General features: G+C 65.7%; 15 protein-coding genes. 9 read left to right on the top strand and 6 right to left on the bottom strand.

Annotated elements, in window-relative coordinates:
- Positions 1–522: 522 nt before the first annotated feature.
- Together KK141_RS16660 and KK141_RS16655 are read right to left on the bottom strand one after the other, a co-directional pair.
- Positions 523–3384 carry a TonB-dependent receptor gene (locus tag KK141_RS16660; RefSeq protein WP_214572254.1) on the bottom strand — a complete coding sequence of 954 codons (2862 nt, stop codon included), beginning with the start codon at positions 3382–3384 and terminating at the stop codon, positions 523–525.
- Positions 3385–3681: 297 nt separating this feature from the next.
- Positions 3682–5652: a prolyl oligopeptidase family serine peptidase gene (locus KK141_RS16655; protein ID WP_214572253.1), complete on the bottom strand. Its 1971-nt coding sequence runs from the start codon at positions 5650–5652 to the stop codon at positions 3682–3684.
- A 238-nt stretch (positions 5653–5890) separates the two neighbouring features.
- Between KK141_RS16655 and lgt the strand changes: the two genes are divergently transcribed.
- The 4 genes from lgt to KK141_RS16635 all read left to right on the top strand — a co-directional run bounded on the left by lgt (position 5891) and on the right by KK141_RS16635 (position 9100).
- Positions 5891–6721 (top strand): prolipoprotein diacylglyceryl transferase, encoded by an 831-nt coding sequence (lgt, locus tag KK141_RS16650; protein ID WP_214572252.1) that lies wholly within the window; start codon positions 5891–5893, stop codon positions 6719–6721.
- Between the two features lie 2 nt (positions 6722–6723).
- The gene (locus tag KK141_RS16645; RefSeq protein WP_214572251.1) at positions 6724–7518 is read left to right on the top strand and encodes a thymidylate synthase; all 795 of its coding nucleotides are present in this window, start codon (positions 6724–6726) and stop codon (positions 7516–7518) included.
- A 122-nt stretch (positions 7519–7640) separates the two neighbouring features.
- Positions 7641–8132 carry a dihydrofolate reductase gene (locus tag KK141_RS16640; RefSeq protein WP_167252254.1) on the top strand — a complete coding sequence of 164 codons (492 nt, stop codon included), beginning with the start codon at positions 7641–7643 and terminating at the stop codon, positions 8130–8132.
- A complete protein-coding gene (locus KK141_RS16635; protein WP_250901816.1) occupies positions 8129–9100 on the top strand; it encodes a Nudix family hydrolase in 972 nt (323 codons plus the stop codon). Before KK141_RS16640 ends, KK141_RS16635 begins: the two co-directional genes overlap by 4 nt.
- A gap of 7 nt (positions 9101–9107) precedes the next feature.
- Here KK141_RS16635 and coaE read toward each other — a convergent pair whose 3' ends face one another.
- The 4 genes from coaE to pilB form a co-directional block, all read right to left on the bottom strand.
- Positions 9108–9728, bottom strand: coding sequence for a dephospho-CoA kinase (gene coaE, locus KK141_RS16630; protein ID WP_214572250.1), 621 nt, complete (start codon positions 9726–9728; stop codon positions 9108–9110).
- Positions 9725–10585: an A24 family peptidase gene (locus KK141_RS16625; protein ID WP_214572249.1), complete on the bottom strand. Its 861-nt coding sequence runs from the start codon at positions 10583–10585 to the stop codon at positions 9725–9727. The genes coaE and KK141_RS16625 overlap by 4 nt, the downstream gene beginning before the upstream one ends.
- A gap of 65 nt (positions 10586–10650) precedes the next feature.
- Positions 10651–11919: a type II secretion system F family protein gene (locus KK141_RS16620; RefSeq protein WP_214572248.1), complete on the bottom strand. Its 1269-nt coding sequence runs from the start codon at positions 11917–11919 to the stop codon at positions 10651–10653.
- Positions 11920–12058: 139 nt separating this feature from the next.
- Positions 12059–13780 carry a type IV-A pilus assembly ATPase PilB gene (gene pilB, locus KK141_RS16615; RefSeq protein WP_214572247.1) on the bottom strand — a complete coding sequence of 574 codons (1722 nt, stop codon included), beginning with the start codon at positions 13778–13780 and terminating at the stop codon, positions 12059–12061.
- 236 nt (positions 13781–14016) lie between these two features.
- Here pilB and KK141_RS16610 point away from each other — a divergent pair, with 236 nt between their 5' ends.
- The 5 genes from KK141_RS16610 to KK141_RS16590 are packed head-to-tail and all read left to right on the top strand — an operon-like array spanning position 14017 to position 19108.
- Entirely contained in the window at positions 14017–14871 is an 855-nt protein-coding gene (locus KK141_RS16610; RefSeq protein WP_214572246.1) for a glycosyltransferase family 2 protein, read from the top strand.
- Positions 14864–16045 carry a glycosyltransferase family 4 protein gene (locus tag KK141_RS16605; protein ID WP_214572245.1) on the top strand — a complete coding sequence of 394 codons (1182 nt, stop codon included), beginning with the start codon at positions 14864–14866 and terminating at the stop codon, positions 16043–16045. The genes KK141_RS16610 and KK141_RS16605 overlap by 8 nt, the downstream gene beginning before the upstream one ends.
- A gap of 6 nt (positions 16046–16051) precedes the next feature.
- Positions 16052–17335: an oligosaccharide flippase family protein gene (locus tag KK141_RS16600; RefSeq protein WP_214572244.1), complete on the top strand. Its 1284-nt coding sequence runs from the start codon at positions 16052–16054 to the stop codon at positions 17333–17335.
- Entirely contained in the window at positions 17332–18099 is a 768-nt protein-coding gene (locus KK141_RS16595) for a class I SAM-dependent methyltransferase (RefSeq protein WP_214572243.1), read from the top strand. Before KK141_RS16600 ends, KK141_RS16595 begins: the two co-directional genes overlap by 4 nt.
- Positions 18100–18127: 28 nt before the next feature.
- A complete protein-coding gene (locus tag KK141_RS16590; protein ID WP_214572242.1) occupies positions 18128–19108 on the top strand; it encodes a class I SAM-dependent methyltransferase in 981 nt (326 codons plus the stop codon).
- Positions 19109–19114 lie beyond the last annotated feature (6 nt).

Raw genomic sequence — 19114 nt, 5'->3', positions numbered from 1 at the left:
GTGAGCCGCAGGCGAACCCCAACGTGGCGAGGCGCGTGAAGGTGCGAGTGTTGGGGTTCGCCTGCGGCTCACCCCAACCTACGTCGATACGGCGGACTGGGGCGGCGTCGCATATAGGAGCGAAGAGCCAAAGCTGGCCTCGCTCCTTGAACATCCTCTTCGCCACGGCACGTTGAAGCACCCGCTACGTAAACGCACAGTCGTTTCGTGTCGACCCAGGTTAATCAAGTTACCGCAGCCGCCCACCGCTCCTTCTAGTCGCGTCGCGAGCAGTTGCTCTGAGGCTATTTCTCTTTGGTTACTTTCTCTTTGAGCCAGCAAAGAGAAAGTGACCCGGGCGCCGGCAGGCGTCCGGAATGCCCGCTGCATAAGCGGCCAAGTCGCGGCCACGCGAAAATCGAACGATACCGTTACCGGATCCCGGCCTACGCCGGGATGACGAGCGCCCCGCGCGCCAAAACAAAAAAGGGGTGGACCCGAAGGCCCACCCCCCACAAAACAAAATTCCCGTCGCCTAAGCGATCAGAACTTCTGGTTATACGACACGTAGAAATAACGATCGATATCGAACGCCGGATTGTACGGCGGGCTGCCGCTGCCGAAATTCGTCACGTTGTAGTAGTAGGGGCTCTTCTTGTTGAAGATGTTGTTCACGCCAACCGTGAACACACCCTTCCACGGCGCCGTATAACGCACCTGCGCATCGTTGAATGCCAGCGAACCCTTGCGGCTCACGCCCACGCCCACCAGGCCCGGGGCCACGTAGGTCGGCATGTTGCACTCCACCGTCGAGGTGTAGCAGCTGTCCTTCAGGCCGGAGAAGTAACGCACCGTCCAGCTCGCGCCGAACTGCTTGTAGTCCCAGTCCAGCTGCAGGTTCGAGCGCAGGCGGTACAGGCCGGTGATGCCGCCGTTGAGGTTGCCGGCGCCGTCGGTCATGAAGCCGACCGCATTCACCGCCGGCGCGCCGGGGCCGCTGACCGTCTCGTACTTGGTCAGGTAGGTGTTGTCCGAGGCGATGCGGAAGGTGCCGAAGCTGGTCTGCGGCAGGCGGTAGTGGATACCGACGTCGTAGCCCTCGGTCTTCAGCGTGCCCAGGTTGGACAGGCTCTCGTTGAGGTTGGTGATCACGCCGCTGGCGCCGCGGTTGAAGCGGTCGCAGAAGGACGAATCGTTCTGCACGTAGCAGTAGTTCAGGATGCTCGACGCGGTGACCGAGGTAATGATGTTCTTCACGTAGATGTTGTAGTAATCCACGGTGAAGTCCAGGCCGGACACGTAGTGCGGGCTGTACACGAAGCCGATCGTGCGGGTGATCGACTGCTCCGGCTTCAGGTTCGGATTGGAGCCCGAGATGAAGGGCGTCGGCGTCTGGCCACCGGTGTTGCTGGTGATCGGCTGGCCGGTGCCGTTGTCGATCTGGCGATAGTTCGCCGGCACGCCGGCGGCGGCGCAGCGCGAAGCCACGGTGGCGCTGCTGGCAGCGGCGCCGAACACGGTGTCGCACGGATCGACGAACTTCTCGAAGCTCTGGCCGCTACCGGCATAGAGGTTGTCGATGGTCGGCGCACGGAAGCCTTCGGCGTAGGTGCCGCGGACCAGCAGGTCCTCGAACGGGCGCCAGCGGAAGCTGTACTTGTTGTTGGTGGTGCTGCCGAAGTTGCTGTAGTGCGAGTAGCGGCTGGCCACGTTCACGCCCAGCTCCTGCGCACCCGGCAGGTCGCGCAGCAGCGGCACGTCGAGTTCGAGGTAGGCCTCGTTGACGATGTAGGCGCCGTTGGTCGGGTTGCTGGCCAGGTTGGTGGTCAGGCCGGCCGAGTCGCCCGCGTCGGGACGGAAGCTGCCCTTCTCGCCGCGGTGCTCGATGCCGCCGGCGATGCTGACCGTGCCGGCCGGCAGGTCGAACAGGCCGCCGGTGAGGTTGGCGCTGAAGTCGTCGGTCTTGCTGGTCTGGCGCGCGGTGCCGATGTAGTTGATGTAGTTCCACACCGAGGCGGGCGTGCCGCCCGGACCGGCCAGCACATTCCACGGCACGCAGCCGGCGGCGCGGTCGGCGGCGCTGGCGCAGGCGACCTGGCCGTCGACGATCGTGGTCGGGCCCAGCGCCTTCTGCGCGTTCGGCAGGTAGAAGTTGCCGGACGAGGTCTGGCGCAGCTTGGTCTGCGAGTAGGTGTAGGTGGCGTCCCAGTTCCACTCGTGGCCGAGGAAGTTGAAGAAGCCTTCGGCGCCGATGTCGATGTGCGCGAGCTTGGACTTGCTCCAGGTGTCGCGCGGCTGCTCGACGGTGCGGCGGTAGAAGCTGGTCTTCTCGCCCGGGAACGGGTTGTAGGCGTTGTTCGGGTCGATATACAGGCCGGTGTTGCCGGTCTGCAGCGGGTAGCCGGACAGCTGGCTCTCGGTGTCGCGCACGCTGTAGCTGGCCGAACCGCGCAGGGTCACGTTATCGGTGAGCTTGTAGCGGTCCTGCAGGAACAGGTTCTTCAGCTTGGTGCCGGCGCGGAAGGTCATGTCGGCCTGCGTGTTGTACAGGTCGGCCGGGGCACCGGTGAAGGGGTGGTAGTCGGCGAAGTTCGCCGGATTGCCGCCGCGGTTGAGGATGTAGTCCTGGCCGTCGGCCGGGTTGGTCACGCGGCCCCACGGACCGCCGCCCAGGCTGTCGTCGATATGGCGCGGGCTGTTGGAGTAGCGCGTTTCGGCGCGGTCGCGGTTCCACATCGGCTTGCTGTCCTGGTAGGCAGCGCCGAGGATCAGCGAGTTGTTCTCGGTGTTGTGGCCCCAGGTGAAGTCGACGTTCTTCTGCTGGCCGTCGCCCTTCTCGTTCTGGCCATAGTAGGCGTTGACTTCGGCGCCTTCGAAGCGGTCGCGGGTGATGATGTTCACCACGCCGCCGATGGCGTCCGAACCGTAGACCGAGGACGCGCCGTCCTTCAGCACTTCGATGCGCTCGATCATCGAGACCGGGATGGTCGACAGGTCGGTCAGGCCACCCAGGCTGGTGCTCCAGCGGCGGCCGTTGACCAGCACCAGGGTGCGGGTCGAACCCAGGTTGCGGATGTTCACGTAGCGGCCGCCGACGTCGGCGCCCGACGACAGCGTGTCCTGCGGGGTGATGTCCGGCGTGCCGGCGGACGGCATGCGGGCCAGGATGTCGTTGACGTTGGTCAGGCCGGTCGACTGGATCGCCTGGCGGTCCATGGTGAAGATCGGCTGCGAGGTCTCGACGTCCACGCTGCGGATGCGCGAGCCAGTGACCGTGATGGTGTCCAGGCTCTTGGCCTTGGACTGGTCGGCGGCGGGAGCGGGGGCGTCCTGGGCGGCGATGGACCAGGTCTGCAGCAGGAGCGCTGCGGCGATGGCGGTAGCCAGCAGGGTCTTTTGTTTCATTGTTATAGGAACTCCGAACAAAAAATAGCCAGCCGCCAGCTACTTAGCACTGGTCGCCTGGATATCTGGAATGGCGCGTCCCACGGGGGGAGTGGACGTGCCGTGGCATCGCCGAAGCCGGGGAGCAGGCGATGTAAGCCCGAAGTTAAAACAAGGTGACGGCTTCCTGCAACCTTACTGTCGCGTCAGCTTTGTCTTCGTAAGTAATTGCAGATGCTCGGTTTGGACCGGGCCAAAACGAGGAAAGGGCGCCGTGGCGCCCTTTCCAGGGTCTTGCGTTCGTCAGTTCCGCGACAGCTATTTGCTGGCCACATCGGCCTTCGGACCGATGTACTTGTCCAGGAAGGACTGCAGCGTGTTGTAGAACTCGATGTTGTTCTTCTCGGTGTAGAAGCCGTGGCCCTCGCCGGGCTTGGACAGCCACTGGTACGGCTTGTGCGCGGCTTCGAGCGCGGCGCGCATGGCCTTGGCCTGGGCGAACGGGGCGCGCTGGTCGTCCTCGCCGTGCACCAGCAGCACCGGCACGTCGATCTTGTCGGCCAGCTTGTCGGGGGAGTTGGCGGCCAGGTCGGCGTCGTTCTTGCCGATCACCGTGCGCAGATAGTTGCGGCCGCGCTTGTTGGAGCCGATATCGCCCTTGTTGTACATCATGTCCAGGTCGTAGATGCCGGCGTAGCCGACCGCGCACTTGAACAGGCCCGGCGCGCGGATGGTGGCCATCATGGCCGAGTAGCCGCCGAAGCTGCCGCCGTAGACGCAGATGCGCGAGGGGTCGGCATAGCGCTCTTCGATCGCCCACTTCACGCCGTCGATCAGGTCCTGCTGGATGCGCGTGCCCCACTTGAGGTAACCGGCCTCCTTGAAGTTCGCGCCGCGCCCGCCGGAGCCGCGGTAGTTCACCTGCAGCACCAGGTAGCCGCGGCTGGCCAGGAACTGCGCGTCGTCGTCGTAGAACCAGGTGTCCTGCACGTCGTGCGGGCCGCCGTGCGGCACCAGCACCATCGGCAGGTTGGCTTCCTTGGAGTCCTTGGGGAAGGTCAGGATCGCTTCCAGTTCCAGGCCGTCGCTGGCCTTGAAGCGCACCGGGCGGCGCTCGGCCATCTTGCTCGGGTCGATCCACGGCGCGGCGGCGAACAGCTTGCGCACTTTGAAGGTCTGCGTGTCGATCAGCATGTACGAGCCCGGGTCGCGGTCGCTGCTGACCGAGAACAGCAGCTGGCTGCCGTCTTCGCTGTAGTTGATGAAGTCCACCACCTGGCCGGGGAATTTCTGGCTCAGCGCCATGTGCAGCTTGGCCGCCGGCAGGTTCGGGTCGATGTAGATCGGCTTGGGCAGGCCGGTCATCGGGGTGGCCGCGAACGGCTGGTTGGGCAGGGCGGTCCACTGCAGGGTGCCGATGCTGCCGAAGTCGTCCTTGGCCAGGTCGTGGCGGCCGCCGCCGTTCTCGTCCTGCTCGACCAGCTTGCCGGGGCCGCCGTCGGCGCTGAAGCTGGCGTAGATGCGCTGGCGGTCCGGCGCGAAGCTGATCGGCGCGAAGCTGGCGCCGGTGGCCTGGCTGCCAAGCTTGGCCCAGGCATTGTTCTCGCGGTGGAACACGACGAAGTTGTAGTTCTCGTCGCGGCCGTAGGCGAAGTGGGCCAGGCCGTCGGCGCCGGTCATGAAGGTCATGTCGCCCACGCCGATGTCGCCGATCAGCTGGCGCGTGTTCTTCTGCGCGTTGACGTCGTAGAGCGAGCTCTGGTTCTGCACGTCCCAGTCCTGCGCGCCCATGTAGAAATGGCCGTTGGCGCGCTCGGGCAGGCCGTCGATGGAACCCCAGCCGCGGTCGGTGCCGCGCGTGGCGGAGCGGCTGCCGGCCTTGCTGTCGTAGCCGTAGAGGTAGTCCTGGTTCTTGCCGTTGAAGTCGGTGGCGATGATCTCGCCGGTGGACAGGGGCTTGTCGATCGAGCCGAACTGCTTGCCCTTCTCGATCACCAGGCGGGTGGGGCTGACCCAGACGATGCTGGTCGGCAGCTCGTACTTGGGCATGCGCAGCATGCTCACGGGGTTACTCATGTCGCTGACCTGGTAGACCATCAGCGCGTGGTTGTCGCCGTCGTCGGTATCCACGCGCACGGCCACGTACTTGCCGTCGGGCGACAGGCGCGGCATGGAGATCTGCGGATGGCGGGCGAAGTCCTCGACCGGGATCAGGTCGGCAGCCAAGGCGGCCGCGGGCGCGAGCAGGCAAAGCACGGACAGCGCAGTCCGCGCGAAATGAAGCGACATGTATTTTCCCCTGTTTGGTGGCTCCCTTGCCGGGCCGGTGGCTGGGAGCAACACCCCCACCGTGCCGAACGCTGCGACGCATGCCGCTTTCCGGCGGCGCGGCGTGCGGGCGCCTCCCCGGGCCCGCATCGCGTTCGCGGCCGAGTATAGCCAAGCGGGCACGGCCGTCGACCCTGCCTGTCGGCAGCGGTGCCGGTGTCGCTACACTTGGACTTTGCCGGCTTCCCCGATCGGACTCATGTCGCTGCCCTATACCGTCGCCATCGACCCCGTGGCCTTCCGCCTCGGTTCCTTCCCGATCCACTGGTATGGCCTGATGTACCTGGGCGGCTTCTTCGGCGCCTGGCTGCTGGCCGAATACCGCCGCCGCCATGGCCGTCTGCCGGTGACGCGCGACGCGCTGGGCGACCTGCTGTTCTACGCGATGATGGGCGTGATCGCGGGTGGCCGCATCGGCTACATGCTGTTCTATACCAACATCCATTGGATTTGGACCGACCCGGTGGCGCTGTTCCGCGTATGGGACGGCGGCATGAGCTTCCACGGCGGCCTGCTCGGCGTGCTCGCCGCGGGGCTGTGGTGGTCGCGCCGGCACCAGGTCGCGTTCTTCGACACGGTGGATTTCGTGGCGCCGATCGTGCCGATCGGGCTGGGCCTGGGCCGCCTCGGTAACTTCATCAACGGCGAGCTGTGGGGCAAGCCCGGCGACGTGCCGTGGGCGATGATCTTCCCCAACGCGCCGGACCGCCTGCCGCGCCACCCCTCGCAGCTGTACGAGATGCTGCTGGAAGGCGTGGTGCTGTTCACAGTGCTGTGGCTGGTGTCGCTCAAGCCGCGGCCACGCTATCTGATCTCGGGCCTGTTCGCGCTGCTGTACGGCTGCTTCCGCTTCGCGGTGGAATTCGTGCGCCTGCCGGATCCGCAGCTCGGCTATCTCGCTTTCGGCTGGCTCACCATGGGGCAGGTGCTGTCGCTGCCGCTCATCCTGGTGGGCCTGGTGCTGATCTTCATGTCCCGCAAGGCGCCGACGCTGCGTCCGTATACCGTGGCGATGCCGGCGAAGGAGTAACCATGCGCGCTTATCTCGACCTGCTGCGCCACGTGCTGGAGCACGGCACGATCAAGGCTGACCGCACCGGCACCGGCACGCGCAGCGTGTTCGGCTGGCAGATGCGCTTCGATCTGCGCGAAGGTTTTCCGCTGGTCACCACCAAGAAGCTGCACCTGAAGTCGATCATCCACGAGCTGATCTGGTTCCTGCGCGGCGATACCAACATCGCCTACCTGAAGGAACATGGCGTCAGCATCTGGGACGAATGGGCCGACCCGAACGGCGAGCTCGGCCCGGTCTACGGCGAGCAGTGGCGCGCCTGGCGCACGGCCGACGGCGGCACGGTGGATCAGATCCGCTGGGTGGTGGAGGAGATCCGCCGCAATCCGGATTCGCGCCGGCTGATCGTCAACGCCTGGAACGTGGGCGAGCTGCCGCGCATGGCGCTGATGCCGTGCCACACCATGTTCCAGTTCTACGTGGCCGACGGGCGGCTGAGCTGCCAGCTGTACCAGCGCTCGGGCGATATCTTCCTGGGCGTGCCGTTCAATATCGCCAGCTATGCGCTGCTCACCCACATGGTGGCGCAGGTCTGCGGCCTGGGCGTGGGCGACTTCGTGCACGTGCTGGGCGACGCCCACCTGTACAGCAACCACGTCGAGCAGGCCCGCCTGCAGCTGACCCGCGAGCCGCGCCCGCTGCCCACGCTGCGGCTGAACCCGGACGTGCGCACGCTGGAAGACTTCCGCTTCGAGGACGTGGCCATCGAGGGCTACACCCCGCACCCGGCCATCAAGGCGCCGGTCGCGGTCTGAATTACGCCGGGGCGGCAGCCACCGCCCCGGCGGTGTTCGTGAGTACAATGCGCGGCTAGCGCGCGCCGACCCCCATATGGCCGCCCGTGCGTCCCCATACGGTTCGCTCATCTGGAGTCTTCATGGCCATTTCGCTCATCGCCGCGCTCGACGAGAACTCTGCCATCGGCCGCAAGGGCCAGCTGCCCTGGCACCTGCCGGACGACCTGCGCTGGTTCAAGGAGCTCACGCTCGGCAAGTTCGTGCTGATGGGTTACAACACGGCGGTGTCGGTCGGCCGCGCCCTGCCGGGCCGGACCAACCTGGTGCTGACGCGCAAGCACGAAGCGCCGTTCCCGGGCCAGGTCACCGTGCGTTCGCTGGAAGAGGGCCTGGCCCGCGCCGGCGGCACCGGGTTGATGGTGATCGGCGGTGGCGAGGTCTATAAGGCCGCGCTGCCCAAGGCGCAGCGGCTGTTCCTGACCTGGGTGAACGCGGCGGTGGACGGCGCGGATACCTTCTTCCCCGGCGTGCATTTCAGCGACTGGACCGAACTCAGCCGCACCCACCACAAGAAAGACGCCGACCACGCCTACGACTTCGACATGGTCGAGTACGTCCGCAGCAGCATTTGAGCCCCATTCCCCCCGATAGCAGCGCCAGCGGCGCCATCCACGTCATGGCCGGCGTCCTGGTCGACCCGGCGGGACGTGTGCTGCTGGCGCAGCGGCCGCCGGGCAAGCACCTGGCCGGCGCGTGGGAGTTTCCCGGCGGCAAGCTGGAGCCGGGCGAAGCGGCCGGCGACGGGCTGGCGCGCGAGCTGGCCGAAGAGCTGGGCATCGCGATCAGCCCGGGCGAGCCGCTGACGCGGGTGCCCTGGGCCTATGGCGCCAAGCGCCTGCTGCTGGATGCCTGGGTGGTGCGGCGCTGGGACAGCGAGCCGCGGCCGCTGGAGCACACCGCGCTGCAGTGGGCCGATCCCGATGCGGTCGACCTGGCGCTGCTGGCGCCGGCCGATCGCGCCATCCTGCAGGCCTTGCGCCTGCCGCATCGTTATCCGATCACGCCGGCGGATCTGCCGCCCGCAGCGCATGACGCCTGCGCCGCCATGCTGCGCGACGCCCTGGCCCGCGGCGAGCGGCTGCTGCAACTGCGCCTGCCGCTGTGGCCGATCGAGCAGGTGAGGGCGCTGGCCGGGCAGTTGCTGCCGGAAGCGCGCAGCCGCGGTGCGCGGCTGCTGCTCAACGGCGATATAGAAGGCGCACTGGCCCTGGGGGTCGGCGTGCAATTGAAGGCCGCGCAGCTGAGTGGCAGCGAACGGCCCTTGTCCTGGAACCAGCCCGTCGGCGCGAGCTGCCACGATGCCGCCGAACTGGCGCGCGCGCTGGCGCTGGGTGCAGATTTCGCGACGGTGTCGCCGGTGGCCGTCACCGCGACCCATCCGGAATTGCCTGCGCTTGGCTGGGCCGCTTTCGCGGCACTGGCCGAGACGGCGGCACTGCCGGTCTACGCGCTTGGCGGCATGAATCAGGCGGACGTGCAGCAGGCGCGCACGTCGGGCGGGCAGGGCATCGCGGGCATCCGCGGCTTCTGGGGCGGCTGAAGCGCGCTCAGGTCCTGGCCTTGGCCAGCGCCAGATAGTGCTGGTGCAGGGCGGCCACTTCGGCATCCAGCGCGGCTTCTTCGCCGGTATTGGCGATCACGTCGTCGGCGATGGCGAGGCGTTCCTCGCGGCGCGCCTGGCGTTCGATCATGCGGCGGGCCAGCGCCTCGTCGATGCCATCGCGGCGCATCAGCCGTTCCAGCTGCGCGGCTTCGGTGCTGTCCACCGCCAGCACGCGGTCGACCCAGCGGTAATGCGCGATGTTTTCCGCCAGCAGCGGAATCGCCAGCAGGCAGTACGGGCCGTGATCGGCGCCGGCGCGTTCGCGCAGCCAGCTGCGCACGCGCGGGTGGGTGATGGCTTCGAGCTGGCGGCGGGCCATGTCGTCGGCGAATACGCGGCGGCGCATGGCGGCGCGGTCCAGCTGCCCTTCGCTGTCGAGTACGCCGGCGCCGAAGGTCTGCACGATGGCTGCCAGGCCTTCGCTGCCGGGCTTGACCACTTCCCGCGCGGCCACGTCGGCGTCGTAGACCATGATGCCCAGCGCCTCGAAGCGCCGCGCCACCGCGCTCTTGCCGGAGGCGATGCCGCCGGTGAGGGCGACGACGTAAGGGCGCGGCGCGTTCACCGCAGTCCGGTGACCTGCATATAGGTGTGCAGCATCCAGTCGCCGGCCACGAACCACAGCCAGCCGGCCATGGCGATGAACGGGCCGAACGGGATCGGCACCTCGGCCTTGTGCCGGCGCAGCAGGATCAGCGAGCCGCCGATCACCGTGCCCACCAGCGAGGACAGCAGCACGATCGGCAGCAGCGCGCCGGCGCCCATCCAGGCGCCCATGGCGGCCAGCATCTTGAAGTCGCCGTAGCCCATGCCTTCCTTGCCGGTGGCGAGCTTGAACAGCCAGTACACGCTCCACAGGCTGAGGTAGCCGATCGCCGCGCCGATGATCGCGGCGGTGGGCGTGACGAACATCGGCAGCAGGCTGAGCAGCAGGCCGATCCACAGCAGCGGGTAGTTGAGTTCGTCTGGCAGGTACTGGGTGCGGAAGTCGATGCCGGCCAGCGCGATCAGCAGCCAGGTGAAGGCCAGGCCGGCCAGCGCCGGCAGGGTGGGGCCGAACTTCCACACCACGATGGCGCAGAGCACGCCGCTCAGCAGTTCCACCAGCGGGTATTGGATCGAGATCGGCTCCTTGCAGTAGCGGCAGCGCCCGCGCAGCAGCAGCCAGCCGAACAGCGGGACGTTGTCGAACACCGACAGGCGGTGCTTGCACTTGGGGCAGTGCGAGGGTTCGCGCACGATGCCGGGCGGCGGGGGCGTTGCTTCATCGGGGGGGGGCTTGAGCGTGTCCAGCGCCTGTTCGCGCCACGCCGCTTCCATGCGCTCGGGCAGGCGCAGGATCACCACGTTGAGAAAGCTGCCCACCAGCAGGCCGAGCACGCCTGCCACGGTGATCCAGGCCCACAGGGGAAGCTCAGGCATGCGTGGTCTCGATAGCTATAAAAAAAGCCCCCCTCCCAGTGGGAGAGGGGCTCGGATACGGAAGCTTACACGGTGCCCGCGAGCTTGAAGATCGGCAGGTACAGCGACACCACCATGCCGCCCACCAGCACGCCGAGGATCACCATGATCAGCGGCTCGAGCAGGGTGGACAGGGTGTCGACCGCGTTGTTGACCTCTTCCTCGTAGAACTCGGCCACCTTGAACAGCATGTTGTCCAGGGCGCCGGATTCCTCGCCGATGGCGGTCATCTGCACCACCATGTTCGGGAACAGGCCGGTCTGGCGCATGGCCAGCTGCAGCTGGTGGCCGACCGCGACGTCGTCGCGCATCTGCCGGACCGCGTCGCCGTAGACGATGCTGCCGGTGGCGCCGGCCACGGCGTCCATCGCCTCGACCAGGGGCACGCCGGCGCGGAAGGTGACGCCGAGGGTGCGGGCGAAGCGGGCGATGGCGGACTGGCGGAGGATGTTGCCGATGACCGGTAGCCGCAGCATCAGGCGATCGAGGAAGTGTGCCACGGCCGTCGAACGGTTCTTGGCCATCACCAGAGCAACGATACTGCCGACCATGACGCCGATCACCACATACCAGTAGCTCTGCATGAACTGCGAAGCGGAGATCACGATCTGGGTCGGAGCAGGCAGTTCCGCGCCTGCGTCCTTGAAGGTCTGCTGGAACACCGGCACCACGAACAACAGGAGGATCATGCTGACCAGCAGCGCGACCGCCAGAACCATCACGGGGTAGAACAAGGCCTTCTTGATCTTGCTCTTGATGCCTTCCATCCGCTCCTTGTAGGTCGCCACGGTGTCCAGCACCGTGTCGAGCACACCGGCGGATTCACCGGCATGCACCAGGTTGCGGTAGAGCTCGTCGAATTCGACGGGGTATTTGGCCAGCGCCTCGTGCAGTGCCGAGCCGCCCTCAATGCCCTGCTTTACATCGACAAGCATGTTCTTGAAGCGGATGTTCTTCTGACCATCGGCGATGATCTCGAAGGACTGCACCATCGGGACGCCGGAGGCCATCATGGTGGCGATCTGCCGGCTGAAGATGGCCACATCGCGCGGCTTGACCTTGCTGCCGGCGGCGCCAAACATCGGCTTGGACTTCTCGCGTACTGTCTGCGGATTCATGCCCTGGCGGCGCAGCTCGGCCTTCACCAGCGACGCGTTCTTCGCCGGCATTTCGCCCTTCATGCGCTTGCCGCGTTTGTCCAGCGCCATCCAGTCGTACATGGTCAACTGGCTGACGGCGGCGCGTTGGGCGCCGCGGGCGCGAGCGTCTTTGGCTGCCGTGATTGCTGTGGCCATGCGGAAACTCCCCCTTCGAGCTTGCCGGCCAGGGGCCGGCGGCAAATTTGTTGCAGCTTATGGCAAATCTCTCAGGCAATCCGTGCCTTGGCACGCAACTCCAATGCGGGCGGCGTCTCAGGCCGTCGCAGGAGCCGCGTCAGTCCTTGGTGACGCGGTCGATCTCGGCCAGGCTGGTCACGCCCTGCTTGGCTTTCAGCAGGGCCGACGCGCGCAGATCGTTGATGCCGGCGCCGCGCGCCACCTCGGCGATCTGCATGGCGTTGCCGCCCTGCAGCACGATCTTCTGGATCTCCTCGAGCATGGGCATCACCTGATAGATGCCCACGCGGCCCTTGTAGCCTTCGTTGCAGTTGTCGCAGCCGACCGCTTCGTACAGGGTCAGGCCGGCGTCGATCTCTTCCTGGGTGAAGCCGGCGGCGAGCAGGGTGGCCGCCGGCAGGTCCAGCGGCTTCTTGCAGTCGTGCAGGCGGCGGGCCAGGCGCTGGGCGATCACCAGGGTGACCGACGAGGTGATGTTGTAGGGCGCGATGCCCATGTTCATCAGGCGCGAGATGGTCTGCGGCGCGTCGTTGGTATGCAGGGTGGACAGCACCATGTGGCCGGTCTGCGCGGCCTTGATGGCGATCTCGGCGGTTTCCAGGTCGCGGATTTCGCCGACCATGATCACGTCCGGATCCTGGCGCAGGAAGGAGCGCAGGGCCGCGGCGAAGGTCATGCCGCGCTTGGTGTTCTGCTGGACCTGGTTGATGCCCTCGACGCGGATTTCGACCGGGTCTTCCACCGTGGAGATATTGCGCTCGTTGGTGTTGAGGATATTCAGCGCCGTATACAGCGACACCGTTTTACCGGAGCCGGTGGGGCCGGTGACCAGCACCATGCCGTAGGGCTTGTGGATGGCCTCGACGTAGAGCTGCTTCTGGATTTCCTCGTAGCCGAGCTTGTCGATGCCCAGTTTGGCGGTGGAGGCGTCCAGGATACGCAGCACGATCTTCTCGCCGAACAGCGTGGGCAGCGTGCTCACGCGGAAGTCGACCGAGCGGCTCTTGGAAAGATTGAGCTTGATGCGTCCGTCCTGCGGCACGCGGCGCTCGGCGATGTCCAGGCCGGCCATCACCTTCAGGCGCGAGGAGATGCGCGTGGACAGCTTCATCGGCGGGCTGGCCACCGCGCGCAGCATGCCGTCCATGCGCAGGCGCACGCGGTAGTTAGTTTCGAACGGTTCGAAGTGGATGTCCGAGGCGCCGCGCTTGATCGCGTCGACCAGGATCTTGTTGACGAACTTCACCACCGGGGCGTCGTCGTTCGCGTTGGCGTCGATGCCGGTGGTGTCGCCGTCGTCGTCGCCGGCTTCCAGCGCCAGCTCGTCGAGATCGTCGCCGCCGAGGTCCGGCACGCTGGCGCTCATCGCGCTGAGCGCGGTCTCGATCACCCGGTGCAGCTGGGCCCGCTCGACCAGGATCGGTTCCACCATGCAGTTGGAGTGGAACTTGATCTCGTCCAGCGCATGCGACTGCATCGGGTCGGCGATGCCGACGAACAGGCGCTTGCCGCGGCGGAACAGGGGCAGGGCGTGGTGCTTGTTGATCAGCGCTTCGCTGATGAGATTCAGCGGCATGCTGGAGGTCTGCAGCGAGGAGACGTCCATCGCCGGCATGCCGAACTCGGCCGAGGCGAGCTGGGTGAGCCGGCTGCTGTCGATCAGGCCGTGGTCGAGCAGCCAGGCGGTGAGCGTGGTCTTGGCCTGGGCGGAGTCGAGTACCGCCTTGCGCACGTCCGGCTCGGGGAGCACCCCTTCGGACACCAGGCGCCGGGCCATGCCGGACAGCCCTGCCAGTGACGGTTGCATTTGCGTCGCCATAACCTGAATGTCGTCCAGCCCCCTGATTGACGGGGAATTTACCGCAGAAGCGGTGACCGGTCATCCATGGATTCGTGCGGATGACGGTAAGGTGACTCTAAGCACAGTTTCTTGCTCCCTATAGACCCCCAGGCGTACGGAGCATGTCTGTGTAAGGTGGCCGTTTCGTCAAATCCGCCACAGCCGACCTCGCCGTAGGCAGGCTATTATTAGCGTTTACGCTCGGGGGAGTCATTTTGGACCGTATCAGTATCGTTTTGCCGGCCAAGAACGAGGCCGCGGCCCTGAAGACCCTGCTGCCGCGCCTGCGGGCTGCACAGCCGGACGCCGAGATTATCGTGGTGGACGACGGTTCCACTGACGATACCCCCGCGATCTGCGCCTCCGCAGATGTCCAGTGCCTGTCCTCGCCCTATTCGATGGGCAACGGCGCAGCGATCAAGCGCGGCGCTCGTGCGGCCAGCGGGGACGTCCTGGTCTTCATGGACGGCGATGGCCAGCACGACCCGGCCGACATCGCCAGGCTGCTGGAGCGGCTGGCGCAGGGCTACGACATGGTGGTCGGCGCCCGTGACTGGGGTAGCCAGGCGGGGGTCGGCCGCGGCGTGGCCAATACGATCTACAACTGGCTGGCGACGCGGATGACGGGGCATGAGGTGGCGGATCTGACGTCGGGGTTCCGCGCGGTGCGTGCCGAGCGTTTCCGCGAATTCCTGCACCTGTTGCCGAACGGATTTTCCTATCCGACGACCAGCACGATGGCGTTCTTCCGCAGTGCTTATCCGGTGTCGTACCTGCCGATCAAGGCGGCGCAGCGAGTGGGCAAGAGTCATATCAAGCCGCTGAAGGACGGAGTGCGGTTTCTGCTCATCATCTTCAAGATTGCCACGCTGTATTCGCCGCTGAAGCTGTTCGCGCCGACGGCGGTGGTGTTTTTCCTGCTCGGTTGCGCCAATTACGCGTGGACCTTCTCGCACGAAGGCCGCCTGACCAATATGAGCACGCTGATGTGGAGCGCAGCGGTCATCATCTTCCTGATCGGCTTGGTCTCGGAGCAGATCACGGCGCTGATGTACCGGCGCGATGGCTGAGCGCCCCCGCTTTTTGCTGGTGACGCGCAACCTGCCGCCCCTGGTGGGCGGCATGGAGCGGCTGAACTGGCATATGGCCGAGGAGCTCGCCCGCTATGGTGAGGTTCGGGTGATCGGCCCGGCAGGTTCCGCAGCCCAGGCCCCTGCAGGCGTGGAAATCGTGGAAGTCCCGCTCCGGCCGCTATGGAAATTCCTGGCGAGCGCCTGCTTCGCGGCATGTCGGCTCGCGCGTCGCTGGCGACCTGACGTGGTGATCGCCGGCAGTGGCCTGACCGCCTTGCCCGTCTGGCTTGCCGCAAGAAGCGCCGGTGCGCGTGCGGCAACCTACGTGCATGGACTTGATATGGCAGTTTCGCACCCGGTCTATCGTGGGCTCTGGTTCCCGGCGCTTCGGCGCATGGAGCGCATCATCGCCAACAGTGAGGCGACACGTGCGCTGGCCATTTCGGCTGGCGTGGCCGCCTCGAGGATTCGTATCGTCCATCCCGGCGTACAAATGCCTGCGCTTCCTGATACGGATGCAACGAAGCGTTTCCGCGCAGAGCACGATCTGGGCGATCGGCCGCTGCTCCTCTCAGTCGGACGCTTAAGCACTCGCAAGGGCATGCGCGAATTCGTGCAGCATGCTTTGCCGCGCATCGTGCAGTCCGTTCCCGAGGCGACGCTGCTGGTGATTGGCGACGCGCCGAATGATGCGCTGCATGCGAGGGCACAGACGATCGATTCGATCAAGGCCGAGGCAGCTCGGGCTGGTGTCGCCGAGCGTCTGCGTTTTCTAGGTCAGATCACCGATTACCGCCAGCTGGGCGTGATCTATGGTGCTGCCGATGTCCATGTCTTTCCGGTGCGCGAACTGCCCGGCGACCCTGAGGGATTCGGCATGGTGGCGGTGGAGGCGGCCGCACATGGCTTACCGACGGTGGCTTTCGCCACCGGTGGTGTGATCGATGCGGTGGCCGAAGGCCGGTCGGGGCACCTGGTCGAGGCGGGCGACTACGGCGCGTTGGCAGATGCGGTGGTGGCTGCGTTGAAGTCCCATGCCGAGTTCGCGCAGCCGTGCCGGGATTTTGCCCAGGGATTTGCCTGGGATGCGTTTGGCGATGGCGTTGCGCAGGCTTTGTCCATCGACATCGTCGACCCGCATCGTGCATCGGCTTCCAGTTCGAGAGGCTGAAGGCACGTGGCCTCCATTCCACTTGGCAAGCTGGCTGCGCTGATTTCGTTCCGCGGTGGTTCGCTTGCGCGCAGTTCGCTGACCGTCATGGCTTGGAGTGCCGGGCGCCTTGGGGCGCAGTTGGCATGGGTGCTGTTGCTCGCGCGGGCGCTAGGGGCATCGAGTTACGGCTTGTTTTCCGGCCTGGCTGCGCTCGCGTTGGCGATGAGTGGCTTTGTCGGCTTGGGGCTTGGGTTGCGAATGTATCAGGATGCCGCGCGCGACCCGCAAATGCTGAACGAGCGCTGGCGGCAGGCTTCCCTGTTTACGGCGATCACTGGAGTGGCGCTGGCTGCGCTATACCTGCTTGTCGCCCGCGAAATCTACGCGACGGCTGGCGGATCGCTGTTGCTGGCCATCGCGATATCCGAGCTGGTATGGGCACCCTGGGTCACCCAGGTCGCTTACGCATATGCGGCCCGCGGGTGGATGGGGTACGCCTCGGCAGCCCCGGTGGTTCTCTCGATGGCCCGTGTCACGGCCGTGCTCCTGCTGTATCTGCTCCCCAGTGGAGTGAGCATCGACACCTACGCCTGGTTGCATGGCTTGCTTACTGCCGCTGCATCGCTGTTGCTGATTCTGGACAGCCGGCGTCGCCTATCCATCGAATCGGCGGGAAGCGGAGTTCGCTGGAGCGACATTCGTTCGGGCCTGGGGTTCTCCGCTATGCAGGCGAGCACGCTTGCGCTCAGTACGCTGGACAAATCCTTTGCGCTCCTGTGGGGCGGGGAGGCATTGGCTGGTCGCTATGTCGCAGCCAACCGATTCGTGAGCGTAGCGGCTCTTCCGGTCGATGCCATGGTGACAGCAGCTTTGCCCAGGCTATTTCGAGCGGTGGACAAGCCTGCTACTGCGGTGCGGGCGCTGTCCCTGCTTGCCTTGGGCGCCGGAGGGTATGGTGCTGTGATGGGGGGCGTGGTTTGGCTTGGCAGCGGCTTGGTGCCGTGGCTTCTTGGCCCGAGCTTCGCGGAATCGGCTGTCGCCGTGCGTTTGCTGGCGCTGTACGTGCCTCTGTATTGCCTGCGTATCCTGGGAACCAATGCCCTGTTGGGCCTGGGGTGGAAAAATTGGCGCTTCTTTAGCGAGCTGCTGGCTGTCGGCGCCATGGGGGCTGGCATTGCGTGGCGCGCGCCAGTCGCAGGGCTCGAGGGCGTGGTGGAAGTAGTGCTTGGTGCCGAGGCCCTGCTTGGGGCGCTCGTATGGGGCCGTGTGGTCTACGGCATGACGCGGCGGATAAAAAGAAGCGCATGAGTAACGATTATCTGCATTCCGTTCGCGAGCATGAGCTTGGCCTGGTGATCGCCGAGCTTCCTGGTGCAGCTTCGGCTCAGCCTGGCGTGCGGGTGCTGGACATCGGTGCCGGCACGGGACATCAGTCGGCGCTTCTGCAGGCGCACGGTTATCGGGTGACGGCCGTCGATCTTCCAGCAAGCAGCTATGCTGCGGAGCGGGTTTTTCCCGTGATCGACTACGACGGAACTCGATTGCCTTTGCCCGACTCGTCGGTGGATGTGGTGTTCAGCTCTAATGTGCTGGAACACGTCTCCTCCATCGGTCCCCTGCTGGCTGAATGCCGACGCGTCATGGCCGACGATGCGCTGGCCGTGCATGTGCTGCCGACGCCGAGCTGGCGTTGGTGGACTAGCTTGACGCACTACCCCTGGCTAGTGACCAGGGTCTGGCGCCGGCTCGCCGGGCCGGCGCCCAAAGGCCAGGGGGCGGGTGGCAGGCCGTCACGGCCCTGGTGGACCATGTTGTGGCCGGAACGTCATGGCGAGCGAGGCACGACGCTTACCGAACCTCATTATTTTTCGGAGCGGTGGTGGCAAGCGGTGTTTGCCGGGGCGGGCTTCCAAGTCGAGAAAAGTTATCCGACCAGGCTCTTCTATACCGGGAACATGCTGTTCGCCGAACGCTTGCCGATATCTGCACGACGCCGGCTGTCCAGATGGTTAGGGTCATCGTGCCGCGTCTACGTGATGCGCGTGGCCCGTTCCGCCGGCGATGGCTCTTAAGATTCCATAGAGTGTTGCGAAGATCCGAATGAATACATCGACAACTCCATGCCCCCGTTTGGTCGACCCTCGATCCGGCTCGCCGCTTGAACGGAGCGAGGCTGCGTACATCGCGCCCGACGGCACCAGCTACCCCATCGTGGACGGTGTGCCGCGCTTTGTTGCTGGCGAGAACTATGCACGTGCCTTCGGCGAGCAGTGGGTACGGTTTCCGCAGACCCAGCTGGATTCCGCGACGGGCATTCCCTTGTCTGCGACGCGCCTGGAGCGTTGCCTGCGGCAAAGCCTGAAGTCGCTGGATGGGCAGCTGGTCCTGGAGGCCGGCTCGGGCGCCGGGCGATTTACTGAGATCCTGCTGAAGCATGGAGCGGTGCTCGACTCGTTCGATTTCTCCGGCGCGGTGGCCGCCAACAGGGCCAACAACGGGGCGAGCGATCGGCTGTGCCTGGTTCAGGCGGACATACGCCAGATGCCTTTCCCCCGGGAAGCCTATGACCTCGTGCTTTGCCTGGGCGTGGTGCAACATACGCCGGATTCGGAGGAGAGTATCCGTGCCCTGTGGTCGCGGGTGCGACCCGGTGGACGACTGGTATTCGATCATTACCGGTGGAAGCTAAGGAACTTCATGCCGCCGCCGCTCGGTGTCGCGGGTCTGTTCTATCGCTGGTATTTCCTGCGTGTCCCGAAGGAGCGTCAATTCGCGGCCGTCAAGCGAGTGTTCGATTTCTGGTTCCCGTTGGTATGGCGCTTTCGGGAGTCGAAGGCCATCCAGTTCGTGCTGAGCAGAATGAACCCGATCGTCAACTATTACCCGCATTTCGGCTTGCGTGATCGGGAGATGTACTACGACTGGATGCTGCTCGACACCAACGATGCCATGACCGACGTCTACAAGCATCGGCGGACCGCCAAGCAGATCCGGCGTTTTCTGGAGCAGCTGGGAGCGACCGACATCCAGGTGACTCATGGTGGCAACGGCGTGGAAGCCTCATGCAGAAAGCCGCTATGAAGGCCG

Origin of the sequence: Dyella sp. LX-66 (assembly GCF_018599165.1) — a bacterium.
GTDB lineage: Bacteria > Pseudomonadota > Gammaproteobacteria > Xanthomonadales > Rhodanobacteraceae > Dyella_D > Dyella_D marensis.
This window is presented reverse-complemented; position numbering and strand designations above follow the sequence as displayed.

What these genes read in the sequence shown, in the direction of transcription:
- KK141_RS16660 (WP_214572254.1), bottom strand. Translation starts at nt 3,384, where the DNA reads ATGAAACAAAAGACCCTGCTGGCTACCGCCATCGCCGCAGCGCTCCTG.
- KK141_RS16590 (WP_214572242.1), top strand. Translation starts at nt 18,128, where the DNA reads ATGAATACATCGACAACTCCATGCCCCCGTTTGGTCGACCCTCGATCC.
- KK141_RS16595 (WP_214572243.1), top strand. Translation starts at nt 17,332, where the DNA reads ATGAGTAACGATTATCTGCATTCCGTTCGCGAGCATGAGCTTGGCCTG.
- KK141_RS16655 (WP_214572253.1), bottom strand. Translation starts at nt 5,652, where the DNA reads ATGTCGCTTCATTTCGCGCGGACTGCGCTGTCCGTGCTTTGCCTGCTC.
- KK141_RS16640 (WP_167252254.1), top strand. Translation starts at nt 7,641, where the DNA reads ATGGCCATTTCGCTCATCGCCGCGCTCGACGAGAACTCTGCCATCGGC.
- lgt (WP_214572252.1), top strand. Translation starts at nt 5,891, where the DNA reads ATGTCGCTGCCCTATACCGTCGCCATCGACCCCGTGGCCTTCCGCCTC.
- KK141_RS16645 (WP_214572251.1), top strand. Translation starts at nt 6,724, where the DNA reads ATGCGCGCTTATCTCGACCTGCTGCGCCACGTGCTGGAGCACGGCACG.
- pilB (WP_214572247.1), bottom strand. Translation starts at nt 13,780, where the DNA reads ATGGCGACGCAAATGCAACCGTCACTGGCAGGGCTGTCCGGCATGGCC.
- KK141_RS16605 (WP_214572245.1), top strand. Translation starts at nt 14,864, where the DNA reads ATGGCTGAGCGCCCCCGCTTTTTGCTGGTGACGCGCAACCTGCCGCCC.
- KK141_RS16620 (WP_214572248.1), bottom strand. Translation starts at nt 11,919, where the DNA reads ATGGCCACAGCAATCACGGCAGCCAAAGACGCTCGCGCCCGCGGCGCC.
- KK141_RS16625 (WP_214572249.1), bottom strand. Translation starts at nt 10,585, where the DNA reads ATGCCTGAGCTTCCCCTGTGGGCCTGGATCACCGTGGCAGGCGTGCTC.